This is a genomic window from Bradyrhizobium erythrophlei (genome assembly GCF_900142985.1).
In the GTDB taxonomy this organism is placed as follows: Bacteria; Pseudomonadota; Alphaproteobacteria; order Rhizobiales; family Xanthobacteraceae; genus Bradyrhizobium; species Bradyrhizobium erythrophlei_B.
This window is the reverse complement of record NZ_LT670849.1, coordinates 4938377-4960751: the sequence shown is the minus strand read 5'-3', so window position 1 is coordinate 4960751 and position 22375 is coordinate 4938377. Positions and strand designations below refer to the sequence as shown.

Here is a 22375-nt window from a genome sequence, read left to right as displayed (position 1 = left end):
TCGGCACCACTGTTTCCGATGCAGCCTCATTGAGCGGAACGGACAAGACAGCACCTTGATCCCCAGGGGACGCGCCGCCCGCCTCCCGCTTCCGCCGTAGAATTCAAGCATATCGACGAGGGGATGGACATCGCAAGATCAAGGGGTGCCGTAACGCCGCGCCGCCTCGATGGTCAGCCCCTTGCCAACCGCCCCGAAGGTATCGCCGTCGATGGCGCGGGCCGCCTTCAGTTTCGACGTGATGGCCTTGCGCACATGCGCCAATTGCACCGAGCCGCCGGTCAGGAACACCGCGTCGATGTCGTCTCCTTTAAGGCCGGCCTGCTTCAGGCAGATATCGATCCGCGCCTCGATGCGGGTCGCGAGACGCTGGGTGTGATTGACGAGATCCTTGCGCCCGATGCCGGCTTCAAGGCCCTTCTCAATCCAGTCGAGCGCAATGGACGATTTCGGCTTTTCTGAAAGGCTGATCTTGGCGCCTTCGACCTCCATCGCCAGCGTATGACCGCGCTGCTCGTCGAGCACGCGCACCAGTCGATCGAGCAATTCCGGTCGCGAAGCTTCGTAACGCACCTGACGGATTTCGCGGATGACCTTCGGGTCATACATGCTGTTGATGCTCGACCAGGTGGCAAGGTCGTGGAAATAGCCGGAAGGAACGTCGAGACCCGCGCGCTTCATCGCCGAGCGATAGCCGAGCAGCGGCATCACCACGCCAAGGCTGAGATAACGGTCGAAATCCGTGCCGCCGATGCGAACGCCGTCATTGGCGAGGATATCGTCCTTGCGTTCGGTGTGACGATGGCGCTCCGGCGATAGCCGCACGATCGAAAAATCCGACGTGCCGCCGCCGATGTCGGCGATCAGCGCAATCTCTTCCGAGCCGATGTGGCGCTCGTAATCCAGCGCCGCTGCGATCGGCTCGAACTGAAACGAGATATCACGAAAGCCGGCCGCCTCGGCGATGCCGCGCAGCGCGGTTTCCGCTTTGGCATCCCCGTCCGGGTTGTCGTCGACGAAGTGCACCGGGCGGCCGTGCACAACCTGCCGCAGCTCGTATCCGACCGTTTGCTCCGCGCGCCGCTTCACCGCAGCGATGTAATAGGCGATGACATCGCGGAACTTGACGCGCTCGCGCCCCACCCGCGTGGTCTCGTCGATCAGCGAGGTGCCGAGCACCGATTTGAGGCTGCGCATCAGCCGGCCATTGTCGCCCTCGACATAGGCTTCGATGGCGCGACGGCCGATATGGGCGCCGCCATCGGCTTTATAGAAAATCGCGCTCGGAATCGTGACGTGATCGCCCTCGAGCGCCGCCAGCACCGGAACATCCGACATGACGGTGCCAAGCGTCGTGTTCGACGTCCCGAAATCCAGCCCGCAAATCGACATGATTGTCCCGGCAAAAAAGGAACGTCCGTCTACACAGTTTGCGGCGCGCGATCTAGTGCCCCGATTCCGAAGTTCGTATAAATTTTCGGAGCCACGTTTCGAACTTCGGAATCGATAGGGCACTAGCTAATTAATTGATCTGGTGTGGCTTTGGTTCGGAAGTCCGCATGACAAACTCGCGGCAACCCTGATGCGGACTTCCGAACCGCCACACCAGCATTATATTTTTGGACGACAACATGTCGGGCGGACACCGAAACCACCGGAATTTTCAAAACAAAACCGCGCGATCCACAGAACATTCGACTCTAACGCGCTGACTTGATGAATCGGTTCGCATCTGTCCATAACGGAATACGACAGCGGCGTGACTCGCCGCTCGATTTAAGGAAGACGCGCGCGTGGCAAATATCAATCTGAAGATCGCTGAAGAACTTGGCGTCCGCGAACAACAGGTCGCGGCAACGGTGGAACTGCTCGACGGCGGCGCGACGGTGCCGTTCGTCGCGCGCTACCGCAAGGAAATCACCGGCGGCCTCGATGACGCGCAACTGCGCACGCTGGAAGAGCGGCTGACCTATTTGCGCGAACTCGAAGAGCGCCGCACCGTGATTCTGGATTCGATCCGCGACCAGGGCAAGCTCGACGCCGCGCTCGAAGCCTCGATCATGGCGGCCGACAATAAAGGCCGGCTGGAAGATATCTATTTGCCGTTCAAGCCGAAGCGCCGCACCAAGGCGGAAATTGCCAAAGAAGCTGGCCTCGAGCCGCTATCGGAATTGCTGCTCACCGAGCCGCAGAACGATCCGAAGAAAATTGCCGAAGGCTTCATCGATCCCGACAAGCAGGTTGCCGACGTTGCCGCAGCCCTCGACGGCGCGCGCTCGATCCTGGTCGAGCGCTTTGGGGAAGACGCCGACCTGATCGGCGCGCTTCGAGAGCAAATGTGGTCGCAGGGCCAGATGTCGGCGACCGTGCGCGCCGACAAGAAGGCCGAAGGCGAGAAGTTCAAGGACTATTTCGACTTCAGCGAGCCGCTGCACAAGCTGCCGTCGCATCGTATCCTGGCGCTGTTCCGCGGCGAGAAGGAAGAGGTGCTCGATCTCGCGATGCAGCCGGAGCCGGTCGCCGCGACACCCGCGCCCGCATCCACGCCGAATTCCTATGAACTGAAGATCATGCAGCGCTTCAATATTTCCGACCGAGGCCGTGCCGGCGACAAGTGGCTGGCGGAAACGGCGCGCTGGGCCTGGCGCACCAAGATCCAGATGCATCTCAATATCGACATGCGGACGCGGCTGTGGACCGCCGCCGAGGAAGAAGGCGTGCGCGTGTTTGCCTCCAACCTGCGCGACCTCCTGCTGGCCGCGCCCGCCGGCGAACGCGTCACCATGGGGCTCGATCCCGGCTACCGCTCCGGCGTGAAGACCGCGATCGTCGATGCCACCGGCAAGGTGGTCGCGACCACGACGATCTATCCGCATGAACCGCAGCGCGCCTGGGATGCGTCGCTGGCCGTGCTCGGCAAGCTCGCTGTCGCGCATAAAGTCGATTTGATCGCGATCGGCAACGGCACGGCGTCGCGCGAGACCGACAAACTGGCGTCGGACCTGGTCAAGCTGCTGCCCGATCTGAAGATGTCCAAGATCGTGGTGTCGGAGGCCGGCGCGTCGGTCTATTCGGCGTCCGCGTTTGCGTCCGAGGAATTGCCCGAACTCGATGTCACCTTGCGCGGCGCGGTGTCGATCGCGCGGCGCTTGCAGGATCCGCTCGCGGAACTTGTGAAGATCGATCCGAAGGCGATCGGTGTCGGGCAATACCAACATGATCTCGGCGAATCCAAACTCGCCCGCTCGCTCGATGCCGTGGTGGAAGACTGCGTCAACAGCGTCGGCGTCGACGTCAATACGGCGTCCGCCCCGCTGCTCGCCCGCGTCTCCGGCATCGGTACCGGGTTGGCGCAGAGCATCGTCAAGCATCGCGACGCCAACGGCCCATTCAAGTCGCGCAAGGCGCTGAAGAAGGTACCGCGGCTCGGCCCCAAGGCGTTCGAGCAATGCGCCGGCTTCCTGCGCATCCATGACGGCGAGGACCCGCTCGACAAATCCGGCGTGCATCCGGAAGCCTATCCGCTGGTGCGGAAGATCCTGCTAGCCACCAAGAGCGACATCAAGGCGCTGATCGGCAATGTCGAGACCTTGCGCAAGGTGCAGCCCAAAACCTTCGTCGACGACACGTTCGGGCTGCCGACCGTCACCGACATCCTGCGCGAACTCGAAAAGCCCGGCCGCGATCCCCGCCCCGCCTTCAAGGCCGCGGTGTTCATGGAAGGCGTCGAGAAGGTGAGCGACCTGAAGCCGGGGATGGTGCTTGAAGGCGCCGTCACCAACGTCGCCGCCTTTGGCGCTTTCGTCGACATCGGCGTGCACCAGGATGGTTTGGTGCACATCTCGGCGATGTCGAAGACCTTCATCAAGGACCCGCGCGAGGTCGTGAAGCCTGGCGATATCGTCAAGGTGAAGGTGCTGGAGGTGGACGTCGCCCGCAAGCGCATCGCGCTGACTTTACGCATGGATGATCCCGTGGGCGCCAAAGCGGATCGGCCGCAACCCGATCGCGGCCCGCGTTTCAACGACAAGCAGATGACGTCGCGTGGACCGGCCAAGCAGGCCAAGGACGACAACGGCGGCGCATTGGCCGAGGCGATGCGCCGCGCCGCGGAACGCAATGCGGGAAAGGCGAAGTAGCACTCGCCGCCGGATTGTCTTGATCGGCGCAAATCGCAGAGAACAGCCCATACCTGCACGCAAAGTCTCTCTGCAACAGCGGCCATGGACAATGTGACCCTCGCGCGCCAGAATCATCGCGTGGGGGTACACAACATGAAAAAACAGGCGTTTGCGGCGCGATCATCTCTTGCCGCCTTGATCCTTTCGGTCTCATTGGCGCAAGCCGTCACGCTCACGGGCGCTTGCGCGCAAGGCGCGGGCGCCGATGCGGCGACGCCAGGTAGCGGCGATCTCGCGGGCACCGTCAAAAGCGCAAAAGGCGCCGAGGCCGGCGTCTGGGTCATTGCCGAGACCACCGACACGCCGACGCGATATACCAAGATCGTCGTCACCGACGATTCCGGCCGCTTCCTGATTCCGGATCTGCCAAAGGCCAACTACCAGGTCTGGGTTCGCGGCTATGGCCTGATCGATTCGGCAAAGGTTCAGGCGAATCCTGGCGCAACGCTCGATTTGACCGCCGTCCCTGCGCCGACGCCGGCCGCGGCCGCGCAAGTTTATCCGCCGATCTACTGGTTCTCGCTGCTGCACCTGCCGCCGAAGAGCGCGTTCCCGATGGAGCAGATCAAGAGCCAGGGCGAGTGGCTCAACGTCATCAAGAGCGGCGCCTGCCAATCCTGTCATGCGCTCGGCACGCCCGGCACGCGAACCATCAGCAAGCGCCTCGGCACGTTCAAGAACTCCGCCGATGCCTGGACGGTGCGGCTGGAGGCCGGCAGCGCGCAGGCCTTCATGGCGCGCGACATCACCCGGCTCGGCACCGAGGAAGCGCTGAAGCTGTTCGGCCAATGGACCGACGGCATCGCGGCCGGCGAACTGCCGTTTGCGACCCCCGAACGTCCGAGCGGCATTTCGCGCAACATCGTCGTCACCGAATGGGAGTGGAGCGATACCACCGCCTATCTGCATGACGAGATCTCGACCGACCGGTGGGATCCCTCCGTCAACGCCAAGGGCAAGCTCTACGGCTCGGCCGAGGACTCAACCGACTATATGCCGATCCTCGATCCATCGACCCACACGGACAGCGAGGTCAAAATTCCCGTGCGCGATCCGAACACGCCGAATGTCACGGCGCGGCCGCATGGTTTCTCGCCGTCCTGGGGACCGAACGCGATCTGGAACAGCCAGACCATCACGCATAATCCGATGATGGACGAAAAAGGGCGCGTCTGGATGACCTCGCAAATCCGCGCACCCGAAAACCCCGACTGGTGCAAGGCCGGATCGGCGCATCCCTCCGCCAAGGCGTTTCCGATCAAGCAGTCGAACCGCAACATCGCGATGTATGACCCGGCGTCGGAAAAATTCACGCTGCTCTCGACGTGTTTCCCGACCCACCACCTCGCCTTCTCGCGCGACCACGCGCAATTGTTCTTCAGCGCCGGCGTCGTCGGCCCGGCCGTGCTCGGCTGGCTGGATGTCAAGAAGTTCGAAGCGACCCATGACGAAGTGCAGTCGCAACGCTGGACGCCGTTCGTGGTGGACACGTCCGGTGACGGCAAGCGCGGCGACTATGTCGAGCCGAACGAAGCGTTGCAGCCCGGCAAGGACAAGCGCCTCGCCGTCAACGAATATGCGGTCGCGGTCAGTCCTGTCGACGGCTCGGTGTGGGGCACGGTGATCGGCTATCCCGGCTCGATCGTACGCACCGTGCTCGGGGCGAACCCGGAAGAGACGGCGCTGTCGGAAATCTACGAGCCGCCGCTGCCCGGCTATGGCCCGCGCGGCGGCGACATCGACGCCGAAGGCGTGTACTGGGTGGCGCTCGCAAGCGGCCATGTCGGCAGCTTCGACCGTCGCAAGTGCAAGGTGCTGAACGGGCCAACTGCCTTGGGCAAGCATTGTCCGGAGGGCTGGACGCTGTATCAACTGCCCGGCCCGCAGATGCGCGACGTGCAGGACGGCGGCAGCGCGGAAGCGAGCTATTACGTCTGGGTCGACTGGTTCAACACGTTTGGCCTTGGCAAGAACGTGCCGATCGTGATGGGCAATTTAAACAGTTCGATCTTCGCGATCGTCGACGGCAAGTTCGTCAATTTCACCGTGCCGTATCCGATGGGCTTCTTCCCGAAGAACGTCGACGGCCGGGTCGATGATCCCGCCACGGGCTGGAAAGGCACCGCGCTATGGTCGACCTACGGCACGCGCGCGATGTTTCACCTGGAAGGCGGCACGGCCAATCGCCCGCGCGCGGTAAAACTACAGCTTCGTCCCGATCCGTTGGCGCACTGAACGATGCGTAAAATTGCCTGCGCGATCGCGCTTCTGTTTGCCGTGGCCGCCTCCGCGGCCAACGCGCAAACATATCCGGACCGTCCCGTCCGCATCCTCGTTCCCTATGCGCCCGGCGGCATCACCGATATCGCCGCGCGCATCCTCGGCGCGAAACTCGGCGAGGCCTGGGGCCATCAGGTGGTCGTGGAAAACAGATCCGGCGGCAACGGCCTCATCGCGATGTCGGCCGTGGTGAAAGCCGATCCCGACGGCTATACGCTGGCCATGGCGAGCGGCGGCGACGTTTCGTTGAACCCGGCGCTGCTGGAGAAAATGCCCTACGACGTCGAGCGCGATCTTGTTCCGATCTCCGGCGTCAGCGACGCGCCGATCGTGCTCGCCGCCTCGAGCCGCAGTCCCTTTCATTCGGTAGCCGACGTCATTGCGGCCGCCAGGGCCAAGCCCGGCTCTATCGATATCGGCACGCCCGGCGTCGGCAGCATCACGCATCTCGTGCTGGAGTGGCTCGCCTTGAGCGCCGGCACCAAATTCCAGAACGTGCCTTTCAAGGGCGGTGGACCTGCGGTGCAGGCGTTGATTTCCGGCGTGGTGCCGCTCGCGATCCTCGCCAGTTCTTCCGCTGCTCCTTACGTGCAGGACGGATCGCTGCGTGTGCTCGGCGTCACCTCGACCGCACGCTCCACACTCAACCCGGATTGGCCGACCTTGCGCGAGCAAGGCATCACCGAGGTCGACGCGTCGAACTGGACGGCGTTGTTTGCGCCGAAGGGCACGCCGCGAGAGATCATCGACAAGCTGAATGCCGACGTGGTCAAGGCGCTCAATTCGCCAGAGATTAAAGAACGCTTCGCCTCCGGCGGCGCGCAGGTAATCCCCTCGACACCAGCCGAGCTGGCGGCGCGGCAGCAGAAGGAACTGGCGATTTTCAAGTCAGTCGTCGCCAAGTCCGGCATGCACGTCGAGTAGCGCGCCTCACACCGTCTTGCTGACGCCCCAGAAGAACGGCAGCGGTCCCTGCGTGACGCCCGCAAGTTCTTTTGTCCAAGCGTAATAGCGCAGATACCAGCCGAGCGGCGCGCACATCACCTCGTTCAGCGCTGCCTCGTTGATCCGCCCGGCGGCCGATCGTTCGTCCTCGAGGTTGTCGGCCGCGAACCAGTTGGCGATCTCGGCTTCGACTTTGGGACTCTTGGCCCAGCCATCGATCGCCGCCAAGCCGGCCGCCTGGATGAAGGGACTGGTGGGATAGATCCAGTCCACGCCGTAGACGCTGGTGTGATACATGTGCCAGCCGCCTTTCGCAGGCGGGTTCTTCTGGCTGCGGCGGGCCACGACCGTCCCCCAATCGACCGCCGCAAAATCTACGGTCATGCCGAGTTGCTTCAACAGGTCGGCGGTGACATCGCCCCATGCCTTGTGGTTGGCGAGGTCCTGCGCGGCTAGGCAAACGATCGGCTCGCCGTTATAGCCGCTCTCGGCGAGCAGGCGGCGGGCCTCATCGAGATTGCGCGGGCCTTTGAGAATCTCACCGCCCTGCTCCGTATAATAGAGAGAACCGGGCGTGAAATAGCCGGGCATCGGTTTTCGCATTGCTGGATCGTCGCCGACATAGGAACGCATGTATTCTTCCTGGTTCAGCGCCATCAGGATCGCGCGGCGGGCGCGCGGATCGTTGAACGGCGGAAACAGGTGGTTCAGCGCGAGCACGCCGATATTGCCGTAGCGGTCCTGGATATCGACCACGACATTGCGGTTCTTGCGCAGCATCGGCACCAGGTCGGGCAGCGGAAGCTCCCACCAGTCGACCTCGCGGTTCTGGAGCGCGGCGGCAACGGTTGCCGCATCCGACATGGTGATCCATTCGATTCGGTCGGCCACGATGCGTTTTCCGCCCGCCATCCATGAAGCGTCTTCGGCGCGCGGCACGTAATCGGCAAAGCGTTCGAACACCGACTTTGCGCCCGGCACCCAGTCCGAGCGCACGAACCGCATCGGGCCCGAGCCGATATACTCGTTGATTTGCTTGAACGGATCGGTGGCGGCAATTCTGGCCGGCATGATGAAACAGCACGGCGTCGAGATCTTGCCGAGCGCGAGCAGCATCCTCGGATAGGGCTTCCTCAGCACCCAGCGGAACGAGCGATCGTCGACGGCGACAAGCTCCTGCTCGACCGCCTTGATCGACTGCCCGATGGTGTCGCGCGCCGCCCAGCGGTTGATGCTGACGACCGCGTCCTTGGCCGTGACCGGATCGCCGTCGTGGAATTTGAGCCCCTCCCGCAAGCGGAAGTTCCAGGTGAGGCCGTCGGACGAAACCTCTTCTGCCTCAACCATCTGGCGCTGAATTTTGAAGTTGGCGTCGACGCCGTAAAGCGTGTCCCATACCAGAAGGCCGGCGTTGCGGGCGATGTAGGAAGAAGTCCAGATCGGATCGAAATTGGCGAGATCGGCGTGCGGTACCAGCCGCACGGCGCGCGCCGCGGCGCGCTGCGAGATCGCCGGGGTGGCGAGGCCGCCGGACGCGGCCACGATGCCGGCGCCGGTGAACGACTTCAGGAATGCCCGTCGATGCATCGCGGCCCCCTACATCAGACATCGAGATGTCCGCGCCAGCTTAGGTCGCCGGGCGCAATGAATCCATCAACATCAGTGGCATCGGCCAGGATGCCGCTGGGATAGCCATCTAGTTCTGGCGATCGCGCCGCCGCAGTTCGGACACAACGGGCGACGCCGGCGCCTGCGAACGGCGTTTCATCGCGTTGTCGCGCCAGCGTGTCCTGACCTTCTCGAGTTCCACGAAAAGCGCCATGAAACAGGCGCTCAATCCGAGGCAGATCAGTGCCAGAAGAATAAGCGGATCGATGCCGCGCAAAGAGCCAAACAACAATTTCGCAAAAAATATCATTTGCCGGTCTTCCGGTTAGCCTGACGTCTGGAAGTTGCAGCGAAAACGCCAAGGGAACGCCAAGCGAGATATTCCCGACGCAAGCGAAGCGAGCTTCGTGCCAGGAACTCGGAGCGCGGGACGCGCGCGACAAAATGTCATCCCATCCCGACAAATTATCATCTCAACCTGAAATTTCGGACAAGGGCGCGCGCGCACTCCCCCGCGAGTTCCGCTTTATATGATCGCCATACTCCTTTGCCCCACGGTGTGGCTAACGAGTTACAGCCATCGGCGGCCCGTTGAGTCACACAAGGCGGGAACTGAGTGCCCGGCGCAGATTCCATAACTTTGGAACTCTTGCGACGCGGAGTGCTAACCGTCTCAAAATCATGGAGGCCAACGTGAAGAGAATTTTCATCTCGGCAACGGCAATCCTGGCGTTTTCGGCTGCGGCTCACGCCGACGAACTCTCCGACATCCAGGCCCAGGCCAAGCAGCTTCGCGAACAGATGAGCAAGCGTCTTGCTGATCTCGAAAAGCGGCAAAAGGCCCTTGAGGCACAACAGAAGGCGCAGGTGCCCGCCATCAGCCCGGTCGATGCGATGGCGGCCGACCTGCCCTACAAGGCCGCGGTCAAGGCCAGGCCGGTCGAGAACGACGACATCTGCATCAAGGGCATTTGCGTCTACGGCAATTTCGACATGGGTCTGTCGTACATCCAGCACGGCGCGCCGTTGAACGCGATCGCCACGCCTCCGCTCAACTACCTGATCTCGAAGAATTCGAACGGCGCGTATTTCGGTGCTGGTGCGAACCAGCTCTCCACCTCGTTCATCGGCCTCAAAGGCAAGCAGGAGATCGGTGACAACCTTTATGTCGTGTTCAACCTGCAAACCTATTTCGATCCGGGGAGCGGCATCGCCATGAGCGGCCCCGGCAGCATCGCGCAAAACAACGGCCTGACGACGAATCTGGGACTCCAGAACTCGTTCGGGGACTCGTCAAAGGCCGGCCAGATGTTCAACCAGGCGGCCTACTTCGGCATCAGCTCGCCGACCTACGGTACCTTCACCATGGGCCGCCAGTCGCCGCTGAGTGCGGATCTCGTGAGCAACTATGATGCCCTCAGCGGCGCAAGCGCCTTCTCGCTGCTCGCCTTCCAGGGCGCGAACGGCGGCGGCGGCGACACCGAGGATCGCGTCTACGACAATTCATACGAATATCGCGTCGAGGTCGGCCCGGTGCGTTTGGCGGCGATCGCCCAGCTCCGCAACGGAGGCAACAGTTCGACCGGCAACGCCTTCCAGGGCGACATCGGCTTCGACTACATGGGGCTGTCGATGGATTTCGTCGGCGGCAAGATCTACGACGCCGTCGCGGCTGCGCCGTTGTCGCCGGCCCAGCTTGCGGCATCGATCACCACGGTCGCCAACGGTAACGGCATTATCGCGGGGACGGTGTCGGACAACACCGTATTCCAGGTCGGCGCCAAATACGTCATCGGTCCGTGGAAGTTCTACGGCGGCTACGAGAACGTCCACTTCGCCAATCCGGACAATCCGCTGGTGCCGGGCGCGTTCGTCACCGGCGGCTACATCCTCGGCGCCGGCGGCGCGATCAACAACACCAACTTCACCAACGAAAGAGTGCTGCAAACCGGCTGGATCGGCGTGAGGTACTCGATCACGTCGGCGCTCGACGTCACGGGCGCCTTTTACCATGAGTGGCAGAACAGCTTTGCGACCGGCGTCAATACCGGGTGCAACGATGCGCGCGCTTCGCAATGCTCGGGCTCGCTGGATGCGGTCTCGCTGGTGCTGGATTGGCGCTTCGCCAAACATATGGACTTTTATGCCGGCGTGATGTGGTCCCAGGCGCAGAACGGCCTGGCGAGCGGCTTCCTGCAGGCCAACGGAACCAACGCCGGTGGCACGATCATCGGCGGCCCCAACAAGGCCTCTTCGTACGATCCGGGCATCGGCCTGCGCTACCAGTTCTGAGGAGCGCAACCGTTAGCCGGAGCGCGGCCGGTCGCTGACGATGCCGGTGGCGATGCCGCCCGCGATCAGGACCAGCGCCAAGAACGAGGCCAAGAACAACGGCGAGCGTGCTGGGCCTCGAAACAGGTTATCGGCGATCCGGGATCTCCAATCATCCCGGATCCGTTCCGAGACTATTGGACCGGTTTTACTTTGGCGCGGAGTTCGTCGACGAGAACCCGCTTGTTTTCAGAGTAATCGATCGGCACGACGACGAGATGGACGCCGCGTCCCCTGAAGGCGGCCTCTAACGTCGGAATAAGATCGTTGCACGAGGTCACCCGGGAACCTTTCGCGCCATAGCTCTCTGCATATTTCACGAAATCCGGATTCCCGAAGGTCAAGCCAAAATCAGGGAAACCGTCGACGGCCTGCTTCCACCGGATCATGCCGTAAGCGGAGTCCTCGAGAATAAGAATGACGAGATTGAGCTTGAGGCGAACCGCAGTCTCCATCTCCTGTGAATTCATCATGAAGCCGCCGTCGCCGCAGACAGCCATGACCCGCCGTTCCGGGTAGAGGATGGAGGCCATCATCGCGGACGGCAGACCAGCACCCATGGTCGCGAGCGCATTGTCGAGCAACACGGTGTTGGCGACGTAGGTGCGATAGTTGCGGGCGAACCAGATCTTGTACATCCCATTATCCAGCGCAATGATTCCATCCTCCGGAATGACTTGCCTGACGTCGTGAACGATGCGCTGCGGTGTCATCGGCCAGCGGTCTTCGGTGCTGCGGTCGCCGATGCGGCTCAAGATGCTTTCGCGCAAGCCGATCAGCGCACCGGCGTCGGGCAATCGCCCTTCGACGCGATCAGCGAGCAGTTCCAGACTCGGCCCGACGTTGCCGACCACCTCGCATTGCGGGAAATAGACCTGCTCGACATTGGCGGGCGTGTAGCTGACATGGATGACCAGTGGCCCTTTCGGACCCATGATGAAGGGCGGTTTCTCGATGGTGTCGTGGCCGATCGCAATAATGAGGTCGGCCTGGTCGACTGCCTCGTGCACGTAGTCGCGCTCACTGAGCGCCGCCGTTCCCATATAGAGGTTGGTCCCGCCCGGCACCGTGCCCTTTCCCATCTGGGTGTTGAAAAACGGAATCCGCGTCCGCCGCACAAAGTCGCCGATGCCGGCGGTGCTTCGCGGTCGCGACGCCGCCGCGCCCAGCATGATCAGCGGCCGCTTCGCCGCCAGGATCATTTCCGCCGCGCGGTCGAGCGACGCTCTGTTGGCAATGGGAATTTCGATCGGATGCTGCGGAACCATCGCGGCCGGCTCTGCGTCCTCGCCGGCAATGTCTTCCGGCAGTTCCAGCAAGATCGGGCCCGGCCGCTCCTCCGTCGCGATCCGGAACGCTTCCCTCACCAATGTGGGAATGGTGGCTGTGGACACGATCTGGCGCGACATCTTGGTGAGCGGCCTGAAGGCAGAGACGACGTCGACGATCTGAAAGCCGGCTTGCTGACTCTTCATGATACCCTTTTGTCCGGTGATCATGACCATCGGCATCGCGCCCAGCAGGGCGTAAGCCGCGCCGGTCGTCAGATTGAGTGCGCCAGGTCCCAGGGTCGTCATGCAGACGCCGGGCTTTCCGGTGAGCCGGCCGTATGTCGCGGCCATAAAGGCCGCGGCCTGCTCATGACGGGTGACGACGAGCTCGATCTTCGAGCCTCGAAGCGACTCGACAACATCGAGATTTTCCTCACCCGGCACTCCGAAGATCCGCGTCACGCCTTCATTGGCCAGCGCCGCAACGAGCAGGTCAGAACCTTTGGGCATTTGGGGTCTCCTTGGAACGCGGAGTGTAGTCAGCGCCAACGTCGGACCTGTGACTATAGCGCAGGATCGGCTTTATTGAATGCGCTTTGCGGTCTTTGAATCTTGAGACGTCAGCGGGAACGCGGCCGGTCGCTGAGGATGCCGGTGGCGATGCCGCCCGCAATCAGGACTAGCGCCATGGACAGCGACGGGTCGAAGGCCTCACCGAGAAACGCCACGCCGCACAAGATGCCGATGGCGGGCGTCGCCAATAGGCCAAGCGAGGTCGTCACCGCCGGCAGGCTGCGATTGACCACGAGCATCGCCCAATGCGCCAGCGCCGTGCAGATCAGCCCGCTGAACGACAACAGCGCGACAAGGCGCGGCGTCCGGGCGACATGCGGCATGCCGTCAACCAGCATCGCGGTGCCTGCGAGCACCAGCGTGGAGAGCAGCAGTTGCCAGAACACGAGCTGGAACGGCGTCGAGATCCAGCGATGCGCGCGGACGTAAACAATATTCGCCGCCCAGCAGATCGCCGCGAGCGTGATGATCCCGCTGCCGATCATCGCGGCCTTGTCGTGCCAGTCGAGCGAGGCCGGACTGAAGATCAGCAACAGTCCGGCAAGGCCAAGGCCGGCGCCGATGGCGCGGCCCAACGAAATCGCCTCGCCAAGAAAAACCCGCGCGCCGAGCGTGACCCAGATCGGCGTGGTGTAGCCGAGCACGATGGCGCGGCCGGCGGGCAAATATTGTATGCCCGCCGCGACCAGCGCCGAATAGGCCGTCATGTGCAGCAGCGACGTCGACAGCACGACCGGCACGTCGCCGCGTTTGGGAATGATGAACTCGCCGCGCCACCACAACAGCACCGCGAGTGCGATCGTGGCGATCGCGGCGCGCGCCGTGGTCGACCACAGCGGCGACATCTCGCGCACGATCGTCTTGGTCACCGGCCAGTTGAATCCCCAGGCCAGCACGACGACGGCAAGCAGCGCCAGCGCGCGGGCGTAAGAGAGGGTTGGCTGCGGCATGGCCTTGCCTACCCCGTCAACTGGCCCTACAAAAGTTCCAGTTTTCTCAAATTTTCCGGTCCAGTTGATGGATGACCTGTTGTCCGGCCTGCTCGATCTGTCGCGCCAAAGCCGCGAGCCGCTGACGCGCGAGTTGGCCAATCATCTGCGATCGCTGATTGCCGGCCGCCGCTTGCGGCCGGGACAGCGGCTGCCCTCCAGCCGGACGATGGCGCGCTCGCTGGAGGTTTCGCGCAACACGGTCACGCTCGCGATCGAGCAGCTCGCGGCCGAGGGCTATCTCAGCGTCGCGCGTGGCAAGAGGCCCGCGGTCGCCGAAAGCCTCTCGCTCGTCACCGCCAAACCGGTGCGGGAAGCGAAATCGCCCTCGCCGAAGTTGAAGATGTCGCGCTTGAAAATGTCTTCCTGGGCGCGGTCGTTGCCGCACACCAACTGGCCGCCGGTCTATCCCGAGCGGCCGCGCGCCTTTCAGCCCGGGCTCGCCGACGAGCGCGAATTTCCGCACGAGATCTGGGCGCGCTGCCTTCGCCGCACCGCCAGCCACGCGCTGCGCCAAAGGGATCGCGGACCCAACGAGGCGCGGCTGCAACAGGCTTTGCTTGGGCATGTCACCGAACATCGCGGCATCCGCGCGAAGCCCGAACAGGTCATCGTTCTCCCGACGGCGCAGTCGGCCATCGCGCTGATCGCGAGCGTCATGATCGAGGCTGGCGATATCGCCTGGATCGAAAGTCCCGGCTATGGCGGGGCGCTGGCGGCGCTGCGTGCGGCGAACGCGGACGTGATCGGCATGCCGATCGATGCGGATGGATTGAAGATCAACGGCAAACGAAAAAAGCCGCGGCTGATCTTCGTCACCCCGTCGCATCAATATCCGAGCGGCGGCCTGATGCCGATCGGCCGGCGGCTCGAACTGCTACAGTTTGCGAGCCGAAACGGCGCGGTGATCGTCGAGGACGATTACGACGGCGAGTTTCACTATGACGGCCGCCCGGTCGCCGCACTCGCCGCGCTCCAGCCCGACGACGCCACGATCTATCTCGGCACGTTTGCCAAAGCGATGTTTGCCGATATTCGCGCCGGCTATCTGATCGTGCCCGAGCGGCTCGCGCCCACCTTCGCACTGGCCCAGCGGCATCTCGGCCTCCTGGTTGCGGTCGCCCTACAGGTGGCGCTCGCCGACTTCATTTCGGAAGGCGCCTACCGCTCGCATGTTCGCAAGATGACGCGGCTTTACCGCAGCCGGCGCGATCGCCTGGTGGCAGCGCTGACTGCTGAGACAAAGCTTGCGGTCGATGTTCCCGCCGGCGGCATGCAACTGCTGGCGCGCTGCAAACCTTCAATTGACGACGCCGCGCTGTCGCGCGATTTGAGAAAAAGCGGCGTCGTTGCGCGTCCGCTGTCGGAAATGCTCTATCATCGTTCGCGCGAGCGCGGGCTCTTTCTCGGCTTTGCGGCCTGGAACCACGCCGAGATCGAGGCCGGCGCTCGCGTCATTGGCCGTCAGATGCGCTGAAGCTCCTAACATTGAACCTTGGCGGGTGCTCCGGCGTCTGAAGGTTGAGGGAATCTTTTGCCGTCTCGAACGTGCTCAAGGAGGGTCAGATGCCGTCCGATGATCCCAGATACTGGTTTCCCGCCAAGCGCTATGGCTGGGGCTGGGGTCCGCCCACCACCTGGGAAGGCTGGATCGTGGTCGCGACCTTTTTCGCGCTGGTCGTCGCCGGTATTTTCCTGGTGCCGCCGCAGCAATCGATGCCGGCCTTCGTCGGCTATGTGATTGCGCTGACGGTGGTGCTGACCGCGATTTGCTGGCTGAAGGGCGAACCGCCGCGGTGGCGGTGGGGTAACGACGACCGCTGATCGGCCGCGTCGAAAGGCCTCATGCCTCTGGCAACTGAATACTGATTTTCGCCGCAAAGCTTGCAGCCCGGCCTCGACGCGCGTGCCGCGGTGTAAAAATGTATTGCCAGTCGACCCCACATTGTTTCCCGCGTGACCGACGCACTCGAAAAGCTGTCACAAATTCGCATGCAAAGCTGGATCAGACTTGCGTCGAGGCTGGACGTCAGAGCCAGCAACGCAGGGAGAGATATTCATGCTCAGGATTACCCGACTTCCCGCCATCTATTTCGCAACCGCTTCCGCGCTCGCATTCGCCGTCGTGATGCCGAGCACGCGCGCCGTGGCGGATTCGGACGAAGGCGTGATCCATACCCATTATGACGGCGTGACCAACGATCTCTTGACGGCCGGGCTTGGCAAATCGGGGCTGGGCGCCGCGACGCAGCCCACTTTCGCAAATCCGCTCAATCCGACGACGGAAGAACTGCGCCGCTCGGCGATCTACAACAACTACCGCGCGCTGGTCGATCCGACGGCGGGCGGCGGATACGGCTTGCTTTACGGGCCGAACGTAAAAGCCGACGGCACGGTGACGACGAGCGAGGGCCTGATCGCGGGCGACGAATATATCGCCTTCGAAAAGCACGCAGGCGGCCGCACCCGCGTCACCATGATGGTGCAGGTGCCTGACAGCTTCTCACCCACCGCAGCCTGCATTATCGCAGCACCCTCATCCGGCTCGCGCGGCGTTTACGGCGCGATCGCGACCGCCGGCGAATGGGGTCTCAAGCACGGCTGTGCGGTCGCCTACACCGACAAGGGCACCGGCACCGGCGCGGACGATTTGCAGAACAATACCGTCGACCTGATCCTATTACGAAGTGACCAACGCCCAGCACCTCGACAGCTTCAATCAGTTCCCCGGCTACAACGCGCTGTTGATTCCGCTGCATCGCTACTTCATCCAGGCAATGGACCTGATGTACGACCACTTGCGGAACGGACGGGCGCTGCCGCCGAGCCAGGTCGTGCACACGACGCCGCGCGGTGCGGGCGCGCCGCCGATCACGCTCACCAACGTGCCGCCGATCGCGGACGCCCCGGCGGCCAATGTGCAGATCACCTTCGCAGGCGGCCAAGTGAGGATTCCGGATTGAGGATTCCGGACTAGTACGGCGGTTCAATTGCCAGTATTCCCAAGGGAATACTGGCCGATTGGCCGTTCAGTACTGGCCGCTCTGGGCGGGCGGCGCCGGGTAGTCGTGACGCACGTTGGCCGGGTTACGCCGGTCGAACAGGTCCTGCCGCCAGACGCCGGGGGCCACGACGTCGGCCGGATTGGGCCACTTCCGGGCGACCAACGGCGCCGATTCGCCCCGCTTCGGCGTCTCGTCGGCCACCGCGACCGCGGGGACCAGGGCAAACAGGATCGTCAGGATACCACCAACTCGCATTCACACGTCTCCTTCAACCGGCCGATTTACCCCAGACTCAAGCTCCTATACCATCCCATACCACTATCAATTGTCTCGATTATGCCTTAGTTTTAGGGGCTATTATCGGCTTCTCGCCTGATCCTTGGGGGATTCGGTTGCGACCTCGTCGAGGTGAAATTGCGGGCTCCAGATCAAGGGGCCCCAAAACTGCTGGCGTCAGGCCGGCAGACACCCACCATGTGGGTGCGCAGCCTGTTGCCTCAAGGGCCGTGGGCGCGAGGCCCAATACCAAATCCGTGAACGCCAAATCTGGTTATTCGAAATCCGGCCACTCCGAATACGCCGAAGCTGCCTACGCTGAGGCCGCACCCGCGACCGGCATTCACGCCATGCACGCGCAAGCCGCTCAAGCACGTGAAGCGGCGTTAGCCCGAGACGCGGCGCAAGCGCGCCAAGCCCAAGGACATCAGACAAAGCGGCGTTCGCGCCGCGGATCGACAGCCATGCTGGTGCTAGCTGCCGTCGGTCTTGCCTTGAGCGTCGCCGCCTTCGTCACCAATTCCGGCGTTTCGTCGCTCGCTTCCGCCGCGCTGCCGGGCAGCGAGCGCGCGAGCTTCGCCGATCGCTTCTTCCTCTCGGCGAGGAATGCCGAGAGCGCTGCGTTACAGCCGTTCAAGCGTTACGTGATGGCGAGAGTCGAGCCGGAGACGACCGCGACGACGGCGCGCGAAGCGCTGGCGTCGCGGTGGATGCCGACGGATTTCCGCGCCAGCATCAGCGACAACGACGCCACCCAGCTCGTTCTGCCGACGATCGGCGCGCCGCCCCCGGCGCCCACCGTCACGGCCGCCGTCTCGACCAACGGCATTCCGCTGCCGCGATCCCGTCCGACCACCGCCGACCAGACCGCGCAGATCACGAGCCAGGCGCTCGCTCTCGCCGCCGCGCCGCCGAACCGGCCGGCCGAGCGCTCGCTGATGCAGAAGCTCTCGGACATGGTGACGCCGAACCGGATGGCGATGGTCTCTACGGGCCCCAACCTGTTCGGCAAGGGCCCGGACCTCTCGGTGTTCGGCTATGACGGTGCCACCGCCGTCTACGACATCAAGGCGCGCGCCGTTTACCTGCCGAACGGCACGGTGTTCGAGGCGCATTCGGGCATGGGCGTGCTGCGCGACGATCCCGAACACGTCGACGTGCGGATGCAGGGCGCGACGCCACCGGCAGTCTATTCGTTGAAGCCGCGCGAGCGGGATTTTCATGGCGTCGCCGCGCTGCGCATGGCCGTTGCCGACGGCACCGACATCAACGGCCGCTCGGGCCTCCTGGTGCACTCCTTCATGCTCGGCCCCAACGGCGACTCGAACGGCTGCATCTCGGTCAAGGATTACGACCGTTTCCTCAAAGCCTATAACGACGGCCAGTTCACGCACATCGCCGTCGTCCCCAGCCTGAAGGCGGTGGCCGAGACTTTGGCCGCGCAGGCCGACCCGGGCTAGGCAATCTTCACAGCGATCAAGTGGCCAATCTGGTTTGACGCGTTTTCTAAACGCGAAAACGCTTTGATGCGCGTGGTCGGCTGATGAGGATCGAGTCCCCCCAAAACAAAACCGGCCCCAGCGATGGAGAACTGGAGCCGGTTAATCCGCTTGAGGGGTGAGGCGACACAAGAGGATCAACGCGAGCCTAGCGCGCGCCTCTGTTAGCGAGTGTCGAAAATTGTTTCTGCCGATGTCGCCAGAGTTCAATTGAGGCAGATCAAATTCGTACGGATCAATTCGGAATTGGCGCCGGCGGACGCGCCGGATTGCGCTTCTTGGACGATGACGACTTGGCACTGCGCGACCGGCCGCTGGTGTCGACCGAGGTCAGATAGGAAGACAGCGACCAGGCGTCGCTCTTGCTGGTCGTGTAGTGATCCTGCAAGAACAGAAACAGCGTCGGCGTCATGCGGCCCCTGGCGAGATTGTTCGGGCTTTTGTGACAGGTCACGCAACTCCCGGAAAAGAGCTGCGGTGCGGATTTGCCTTCATCGATGTTCTGGGCGAACGCCACTGACGCAAGCAGAGTGGACCCGAGCAGTGTCGGCCCGAGCAGAAAACCCGAAGCCGCGAGCAGGCCAAGCGCGCCGGCTGCGCCAATATAGCGCACGAGCACACCGCGGCCGCGCTTTGGCCGGGTCAGCAAATCTGATGTCAATGGCATGTCGCCCCTTGTCCCCTCACTGGTCCCCTGATCGTTGCAAGGCCTATGGTCGAACATCGTCAAAAAGGCGGCAAGGCATTTTCAAAGCGATTTTCGAATAGCTTTCAGCGCCCGCCATCGCTGGTCGGAATGCCGCTGCGCGGACAAAGCAATCCCTCGCCCGGCACATTGATGAATTTCGCCTGCTTCTGATCGATCTTCCAGGCGAAGCGAACCGGGATGAAATCGTCGTGCTTCAGCCCATCCAGAACCCCGACGTAAACACCGGGCAGATCCTTGCCGCCGTACCGGCAGGTGCCGGAAAAGGCCGGCGACGTCCTGGAATGATTCGGAAAGGCCAGCACGTCCCGCACCATTCCGCCGTGATCGATCAGCAGGATATATTCGGCCCCGCAGATCAGCCAGTTCACTGAGGACAATGAATCCGAGATTTCATCGCCGCCGAGGCCTTTGAGTCCGATCCCGCTATATTTCTTTTCCGTGGCTGCGACCGGCCCGTTCGCGCTGCGTTGGCCGATCACCGCCTTCGGGATGTCGCCGCCGCATTGCACCTTTTGAAATTCATCAGCCATCGCCGCGCCGGACGACGCGACGATGGCCAAAGCCAGCCACCAGGCCCATTTCCTCAACGGTCCACTCCCTCGTCTCCCGCTAGCAACACGACAGCATTCGCTCATCGAATCGGGATTAGCAAGCCGCCGCTGACGCCGAACGACTGGTCGTGGCCCCGCGCAAACGAGTAGGTATAGCTCGGCTCGAGGAACCAGCCGTATTTCCGGTCCGCGGCCGGCCAGAACATGAATTCGAACACCGCCTCGGCGGCGATGGCGTCGCTGGTGCGGCCGCCGCTGACGTTGCGAATCCAGACCGGGCCGATGCCCGGCTCGAATTCGATGGTTCGCGACAGATCAAACGGCTTCTTGAAGATGAAATCCATGTCCCACTCGGTCTTGCCCTTGCTGAACGAAGTGGCGACGCCGGTTTCGACTTCGAGCCAGTTCTTGATCGGCGTGAATTCGACCGCAACGCTCGGGCCGAAGCCGGGGCTTCCGCCGTTCAGCCCCCATTCGGCGCCGGCGCCAAACTGAAGAATGGCGAACGGTTCCTTTGGCTCTTTGTCTTGGGCTAGCGCGCCTCCCGCAAACAGCAAAGGCGCAAGCCCAAACGAAAGACCAAGCACGCGCGCGAAGGCGCGTGCCAGTCCGTAAATGACGAACATGCGTAATCATCCTGTCAAGATTCCAAGCATTCACACCCGCGAGCGCTGAGGCTTGCGGGCGGCGAACAGTTCAGACCGACAGGAAAGATTTGGGCGGGCGCTCCGGGAGAACGGGATTGCGGCCGGCGAGCACGTCCGGCACGGCGGGCGTGACCATTGCGGCGGTGATGGGCAGCTCGCAAGCCTGCATCAGGCGCAACGGCGCGCCGTTGAGGTCCTGCAACGCGTGGTGCTGAATGGCGCCATCCGCATCGCCCTCGTGATGATGGCTGTGTGACACATTGGCGATGACGCTCGCCTGCGCGACCGCGAGCTGGCTCGCAGTCAGCAGGCTCTCGGTCAGCTGGCTTTCCGTCACATGCGCGGTGTGCTCGCCCAATATCTGAACCACGCCGCCGATCTGGGCCAGGAAAAATAGCCCGATCAGCCACGTGCTCAGACGGCGCCATGCGGTGTGGCGGATCATCTATGTTCCGATTCAGCGTGCACGGGGAATTTATAGTGCGGCCGATCCCGCCATGCCAGCCAAATAGGCCGCTTCTTATGCCTTACCTCCTTCCTTGCCGCCTTTCGTCACCCGCGACTTCAACTCGTCGACCTTCGACACGAGATACTTCAGCACCGGCGACGTGTTCGCATCGCGATAGCCGATGACGAGGTCGATCGACGGCGCCGCGCCCTGGAGCGGCCGGCCGACGACCGTCTTCGGCAGCAGGTTTTGCGCATAGGCCGGAAGCAGGCAGACGCCGCCGGTCGATGCGACCAGCGAAACCGCCATCGCGATATTCTCGGCCTGATGTTCCGCTTTCAGCGGCAAGCCGTTTTGCCGCGCATAATCCTCGATCAACGTGCGCAAGGTCGGCGCGCGAACCGCCGACACGCCGATGAAGGTCTCGCCCGCGAGATCGCGCGGGCGAATGGTGGCGCGCGAGGCCAGCGCATGATTGCGCGGCATCAGCACCATCAAGGGATCCTTGCGCAGCAATTGGAATTTCAATCCCGGCGCCTGCTTCTCTGGCCGCAAGAAAGCGATATCGATCCGGCCGCGAACCAGATCGGTCGCAAGTTCCGGCGAGTCCTGGCTGTGAATGACGACCTCGGTAGAGGCGAGTTCCTCGCGCAGGATTTCCATGACCGCCGGCAGCCAGTCGAGTTCATAGCCGGTCAGAAAGCCGATCGAAAACGAGTTCCGTGCCGGATGCGCCGCACGCCGCGCCGCTTCCGCCGCCGCCTCGACCTGTAACAGCGCGACGCGCGCATGATCGAGAAACACGCGTCCCGCCGCGGTCAATTCGATGCCGCGGGGCCCGCGGATCAGAAGCGCGACGCCGAGCTCGTGTTCGAGATCGTGAATTTGCCGGCTCAGCGAGGGTTGCGCGGTGTGCAGCCGCTTTTCGGCCGCCAGCGTCAGGCTGCCTTCCTCGGCGACCGCCACGAAATACCGGAGGTGACGCAATTCCATTGGGAGATAACCCACGTTGCCAGACTTCAAAAGTATGGCTTCAACCCTACAAAGTCTTTCTGCTCGTCG

The 22375-nt window shown here is 63.1% G+C and carries 19 protein-coding genes; 8 read left to right on the top strand and 11 right to left on the bottom strand.

Features of this window, described 5'->3' with window-relative positions:
• Positions 1-138: 138 nt before the first annotated feature.
• Positions 139-1392: an Hsp70 family protein gene (locus tag BUA38_RS23575; RefSeq protein WP_072821633.1), complete on the bottom strand. Its 1254-nt coding sequence runs from the start codon at positions 1390-1392 to the stop codon at positions 139-141.
• A 401-nt stretch (positions 1393-1793) separates the two neighbouring features.
• Between BUA38_RS23575 and BUA38_RS23570 the strand changes: the two genes are divergently transcribed.
• From BUA38_RS23570 to BUA38_RS23560, 3 genes are all read left to right on the top strand, one after another.
• Positions 1794-4139, top strand: a complete 2346-nt coding sequence (locus BUA38_RS23570) for a Tex family protein (protein WP_072821631.1) — start codon at positions 1794-1796, stop codon at positions 4137-4139.
• A 135-nt stretch (positions 4140-4274) separates the two neighbouring features.
• Positions 4275-6416, top strand: a complete 2142-nt coding sequence (locus BUA38_RS23565) for a carboxypeptidase-like regulatory domain-containing protein (protein WP_072821629.1) — start codon at positions 4275-4277, stop codon at positions 6414-6416.
• A 3-nt stretch (positions 6417-6419) separates the two neighbouring features.
• On the top strand, positions 6420-7385 hold the full coding sequence (locus BUA38_RS23560) for a Bug family tripartite tricarboxylate transporter substrate binding protein (RefSeq protein WP_072821627.1): 966 nt from the start codon (positions 6420-6422) through the stop codon (positions 7383-7385).
• 6 nt (positions 7386-7391) lie between these two features.
• On the opposite strand, the gene BUA38_RS23555 is transcribed toward BUA38_RS23560, so the two are convergent.
• Together BUA38_RS23555 and BUA38_RS23550 are read right to left on the bottom strand one after the other, a co-directional pair.
• Entirely contained in the window at positions 7392-8993 is a 1602-nt protein-coding gene (locus BUA38_RS23555) for an ABC transporter substrate-binding protein (RefSeq protein WP_072821625.1), read from the bottom strand.
• Between the two features lie 109 nt (positions 8994-9102).
• Positions 9103-9324, bottom strand: a complete 222-nt coding sequence (locus BUA38_RS23550) for a hypothetical protein (RefSeq protein ID WP_072821623.1) — start codon at positions 9322-9324, stop codon at positions 9103-9105.
• Positions 9325-9707: 383 nt separating this feature from the next.
• On the opposite strand from BUA38_RS23550, the gene BUA38_RS23545 reads away from it, so the two are divergent.
• The gene (locus BUA38_RS23545) at positions 9708-11306 is read left to right on the top strand and encodes a porin (RefSeq protein WP_156898675.1); all 1599 of its coding nucleotides are present in this window, start codon (positions 9708-9710) and stop codon (positions 11304-11306) included.
• Between the two features lie 173 nt (positions 11307-11479).
• Here BUA38_RS23545 and BUA38_RS23540 read toward each other — a convergent pair whose 3' ends face one another.
• Together BUA38_RS23540 and BUA38_RS23535 are read right to left on the bottom strand one after the other, a co-directional pair.
• The gene (locus tag BUA38_RS23540; protein WP_072821621.1) at positions 11480-13126 is read right to left on the bottom strand and encodes an acetolactate synthase large subunit; all 1647 of its coding nucleotides are present in this window, start codon (positions 13124-13126) and stop codon (positions 11480-11482) included.
• A gap of 110 nt (positions 13127-13236) precedes the next feature.
• Positions 13237-14139 carry a DMT family transporter gene (locus BUA38_RS23535; RefSeq protein WP_072821619.1) on the bottom strand — a complete coding sequence of 301 codons (903 nt, stop codon included), beginning with the start codon at positions 14137-14139 and terminating at the stop codon, positions 13237-13239.
• A 67-nt stretch (positions 14140-14206) separates the two neighbouring features.
• Between BUA38_RS23535 and BUA38_RS23530 the strand changes: the two genes are divergently transcribed.
• From BUA38_RS23530 to BUA38_RS38520, 3 genes are all read left to right on the top strand, one after another.
• Positions 14207-15655 carry a PLP-dependent aminotransferase family protein gene (locus tag BUA38_RS23530; RefSeq protein ID WP_072821618.1) on the top strand — a complete coding sequence of 483 codons (1449 nt, stop codon included), beginning with the start codon at positions 14207-14209 and terminating at the stop codon, positions 15653-15655.
• A gap of 89 nt (positions 15656-15744) precedes the next feature.
• Positions 15745-16002, top strand: coding sequence for a hypothetical protein (locus BUA38_RS23525; RefSeq protein WP_072826368.1), 258 nt, complete (start codon positions 15745-15747; stop codon positions 16000-16002).
• A 235-nt stretch (positions 16003-16237) separates the two neighbouring features.
• Positions 16238-17155, top strand: a complete 918-nt coding sequence (locus BUA38_RS38520) for a 3-hydroxybutyrate oligomer hydrolase family protein (RefSeq protein ID WP_072821616.1) — start codon at positions 16238-16240, stop codon at positions 17153-17155.
• 52 nt (positions 17156-17207) lie between these two features.
• On the opposite strand, the gene BUA38_RS23515 is transcribed toward BUA38_RS38520, so the two are convergent.
• Positions 17208-17438 (bottom strand): hypothetical protein, encoded by a 231-nt coding sequence (locus BUA38_RS23515; protein ID WP_072821614.1) that lies wholly within the window; start codon positions 17436-17438, stop codon positions 17208-17210.
• Positions 17439-17923: 485 nt separating this feature from the next.
• Between BUA38_RS23515 and BUA38_RS23510 the strand changes: the two genes are divergently transcribed.
• Complete coding sequence (locus BUA38_RS23510) at positions 17924-18919, top strand: DUF2778 domain-containing protein (protein WP_072826367.1); 996 nt, start codon at positions 17924-17926, stop codon at positions 18917-18919.
• 274 nt (positions 18920-19193) lie between these two features.
• On the opposite strand, the gene BUA38_RS23505 is transcribed toward BUA38_RS23510, so the two are convergent.
• The 5 genes from BUA38_RS23505 to BUA38_RS23485 form a co-directional block, all read right to left on the bottom strand.
• Positions 19194-19625 (bottom strand): hypothetical protein, encoded by a 432-nt coding sequence (locus BUA38_RS23505; protein WP_083587726.1) that lies wholly within the window; start codon positions 19623-19625, stop codon positions 19194-19196.
• Positions 19626-19729: 104 nt separating this feature from the next.
• Positions 19730-20254, bottom strand: a complete 525-nt coding sequence (locus BUA38_RS23500) for a hypothetical protein (protein ID WP_156898674.1) — start codon at positions 20252-20254, stop codon at positions 19730-19732.
• A 44-nt stretch (positions 20255-20298) separates the two neighbouring features.
• Positions 20299-20844 (bottom strand): hypothetical protein, encoded by a 546-nt coding sequence (locus BUA38_RS23495; protein ID WP_072821610.1) that lies wholly within the window; start codon positions 20842-20844, stop codon positions 20299-20301.
• 70 nt (positions 20845-20914) lie between these two features.
• On the bottom strand, positions 20915-21310 hold the full coding sequence (locus BUA38_RS23490; protein WP_072821609.1) for a hypothetical protein: 396 nt from the start codon (positions 21308-21310) through the stop codon (positions 20915-20917).
• Between the two features lie 75 nt (positions 21311-21385).
• On the bottom strand, positions 21386-22306 hold the full coding sequence (locus BUA38_RS23485) for a LysR family transcriptional regulator (protein ID WP_072821608.1): 921 nt from the start codon (positions 22304-22306) through the stop codon (positions 21386-21388).
• Positions 22307-22375 lie beyond the last annotated feature (69 nt).

Coding starts and splice junctions, on each gene's coding strand:
- BUA38_RS23565 (WP_072821629.1), top strand. CDS start 4,275: ATGAAAAAACAGGCGTTTGCGGCGCGATCATCTCTTGCCGCCTTGATC.
- BUA38_RS23515 (WP_072821614.1), bottom strand. CDS start 17,438: ATGCGAGTTGGTGGTATCCTGACGATCCTGTTTGCCCTGGTCCCCGCG.
- BUA38_RS23555 (WP_072821625.1), bottom strand. CDS start 8,993: ATGCATCGACGGGCATTCCTGAAGTCGTTCACCGGCGCCGGCATCGTG.
- BUA38_RS23535 (WP_072821619.1), bottom strand. CDS start 14,139: ATGCCGCAGCCAACCCTCTCTTACGCCCGCGCGCTGGCGCTGCTTGCC.
- BUA38_RS23560 (WP_072821627.1), top strand. CDS start 6,420: ATGCGTAAAATTGCCTGCGCGATCGCGCTTCTGTTTGCCGTGGCCGCC.
- BUA38_RS23540 (WP_072821621.1), bottom strand. CDS start 13,126: ATGCCCAAAGGTTCTGACCTGCTCGTTGCGGCGCTGGCCAATGAAGGC.
- BUA38_RS23530 (WP_072821618.1), top strand. CDS start 14,207: ATGGATGACCTGTTGTCCGGCCTGCTCGATCTGTCGCGCCAAAGCCGC.
- BUA38_RS23495 (WP_072821610.1), bottom strand. CDS start 20,844: ATGTTCGTCATTTACGGACTGGCACGCGCCTTCGCGCGCGTGCTTGGT.
- BUA38_RS23525 (WP_072826368.1), top strand. CDS start 15,745: ATGCCGTCCGATGATCCCAGATACTGGTTTCCCGCCAAGCGCTATGGC.
- BUA38_RS23485 (WP_072821608.1), bottom strand. CDS start 22,306: ATGGAATTGCGTCACCTCCGGTATTTCGTGGCGGTCGCCGAGGAAGGC.
- BUA38_RS23575 (WP_072821633.1), bottom strand. CDS start 1,392: ATGTCGATTTGCGGGCTGGATTTCGGGACGTCGAACACGACGCTTGGC.
- BUA38_RS23490 (WP_072821609.1), bottom strand. CDS start 21,310: ATGATCCGCCACACCGCATGGCGCCGTCTGAGCACGTGGCTGATCGGG.
- BUA38_RS23510 (WP_072826367.1), top strand. CDS start 17,924: ATGCTGGTGCTAGCTGCCGTCGGTCTTGCCTTGAGCGTCGCCGCCTTC.
- BUA38_RS38520 (WP_072821616.1), top strand. CDS start 16,238: ATGCTCAGGATTACCCGACTTCCCGCCATCTATTTCGCAACCGCTTCC.
- BUA38_RS23505 (WP_083587726.1), bottom strand. CDS start 19,625: ATGCCATTGACATCAGATTTGCTGACCCGGCCAAAGCGCGGCCGCGGT.
- BUA38_RS23550 (WP_072821623.1), bottom strand. CDS start 9,324: ATGATATTTTTTGCGAAATTGTTGTTTGGCTCTTTGCGCGGCATCGAT.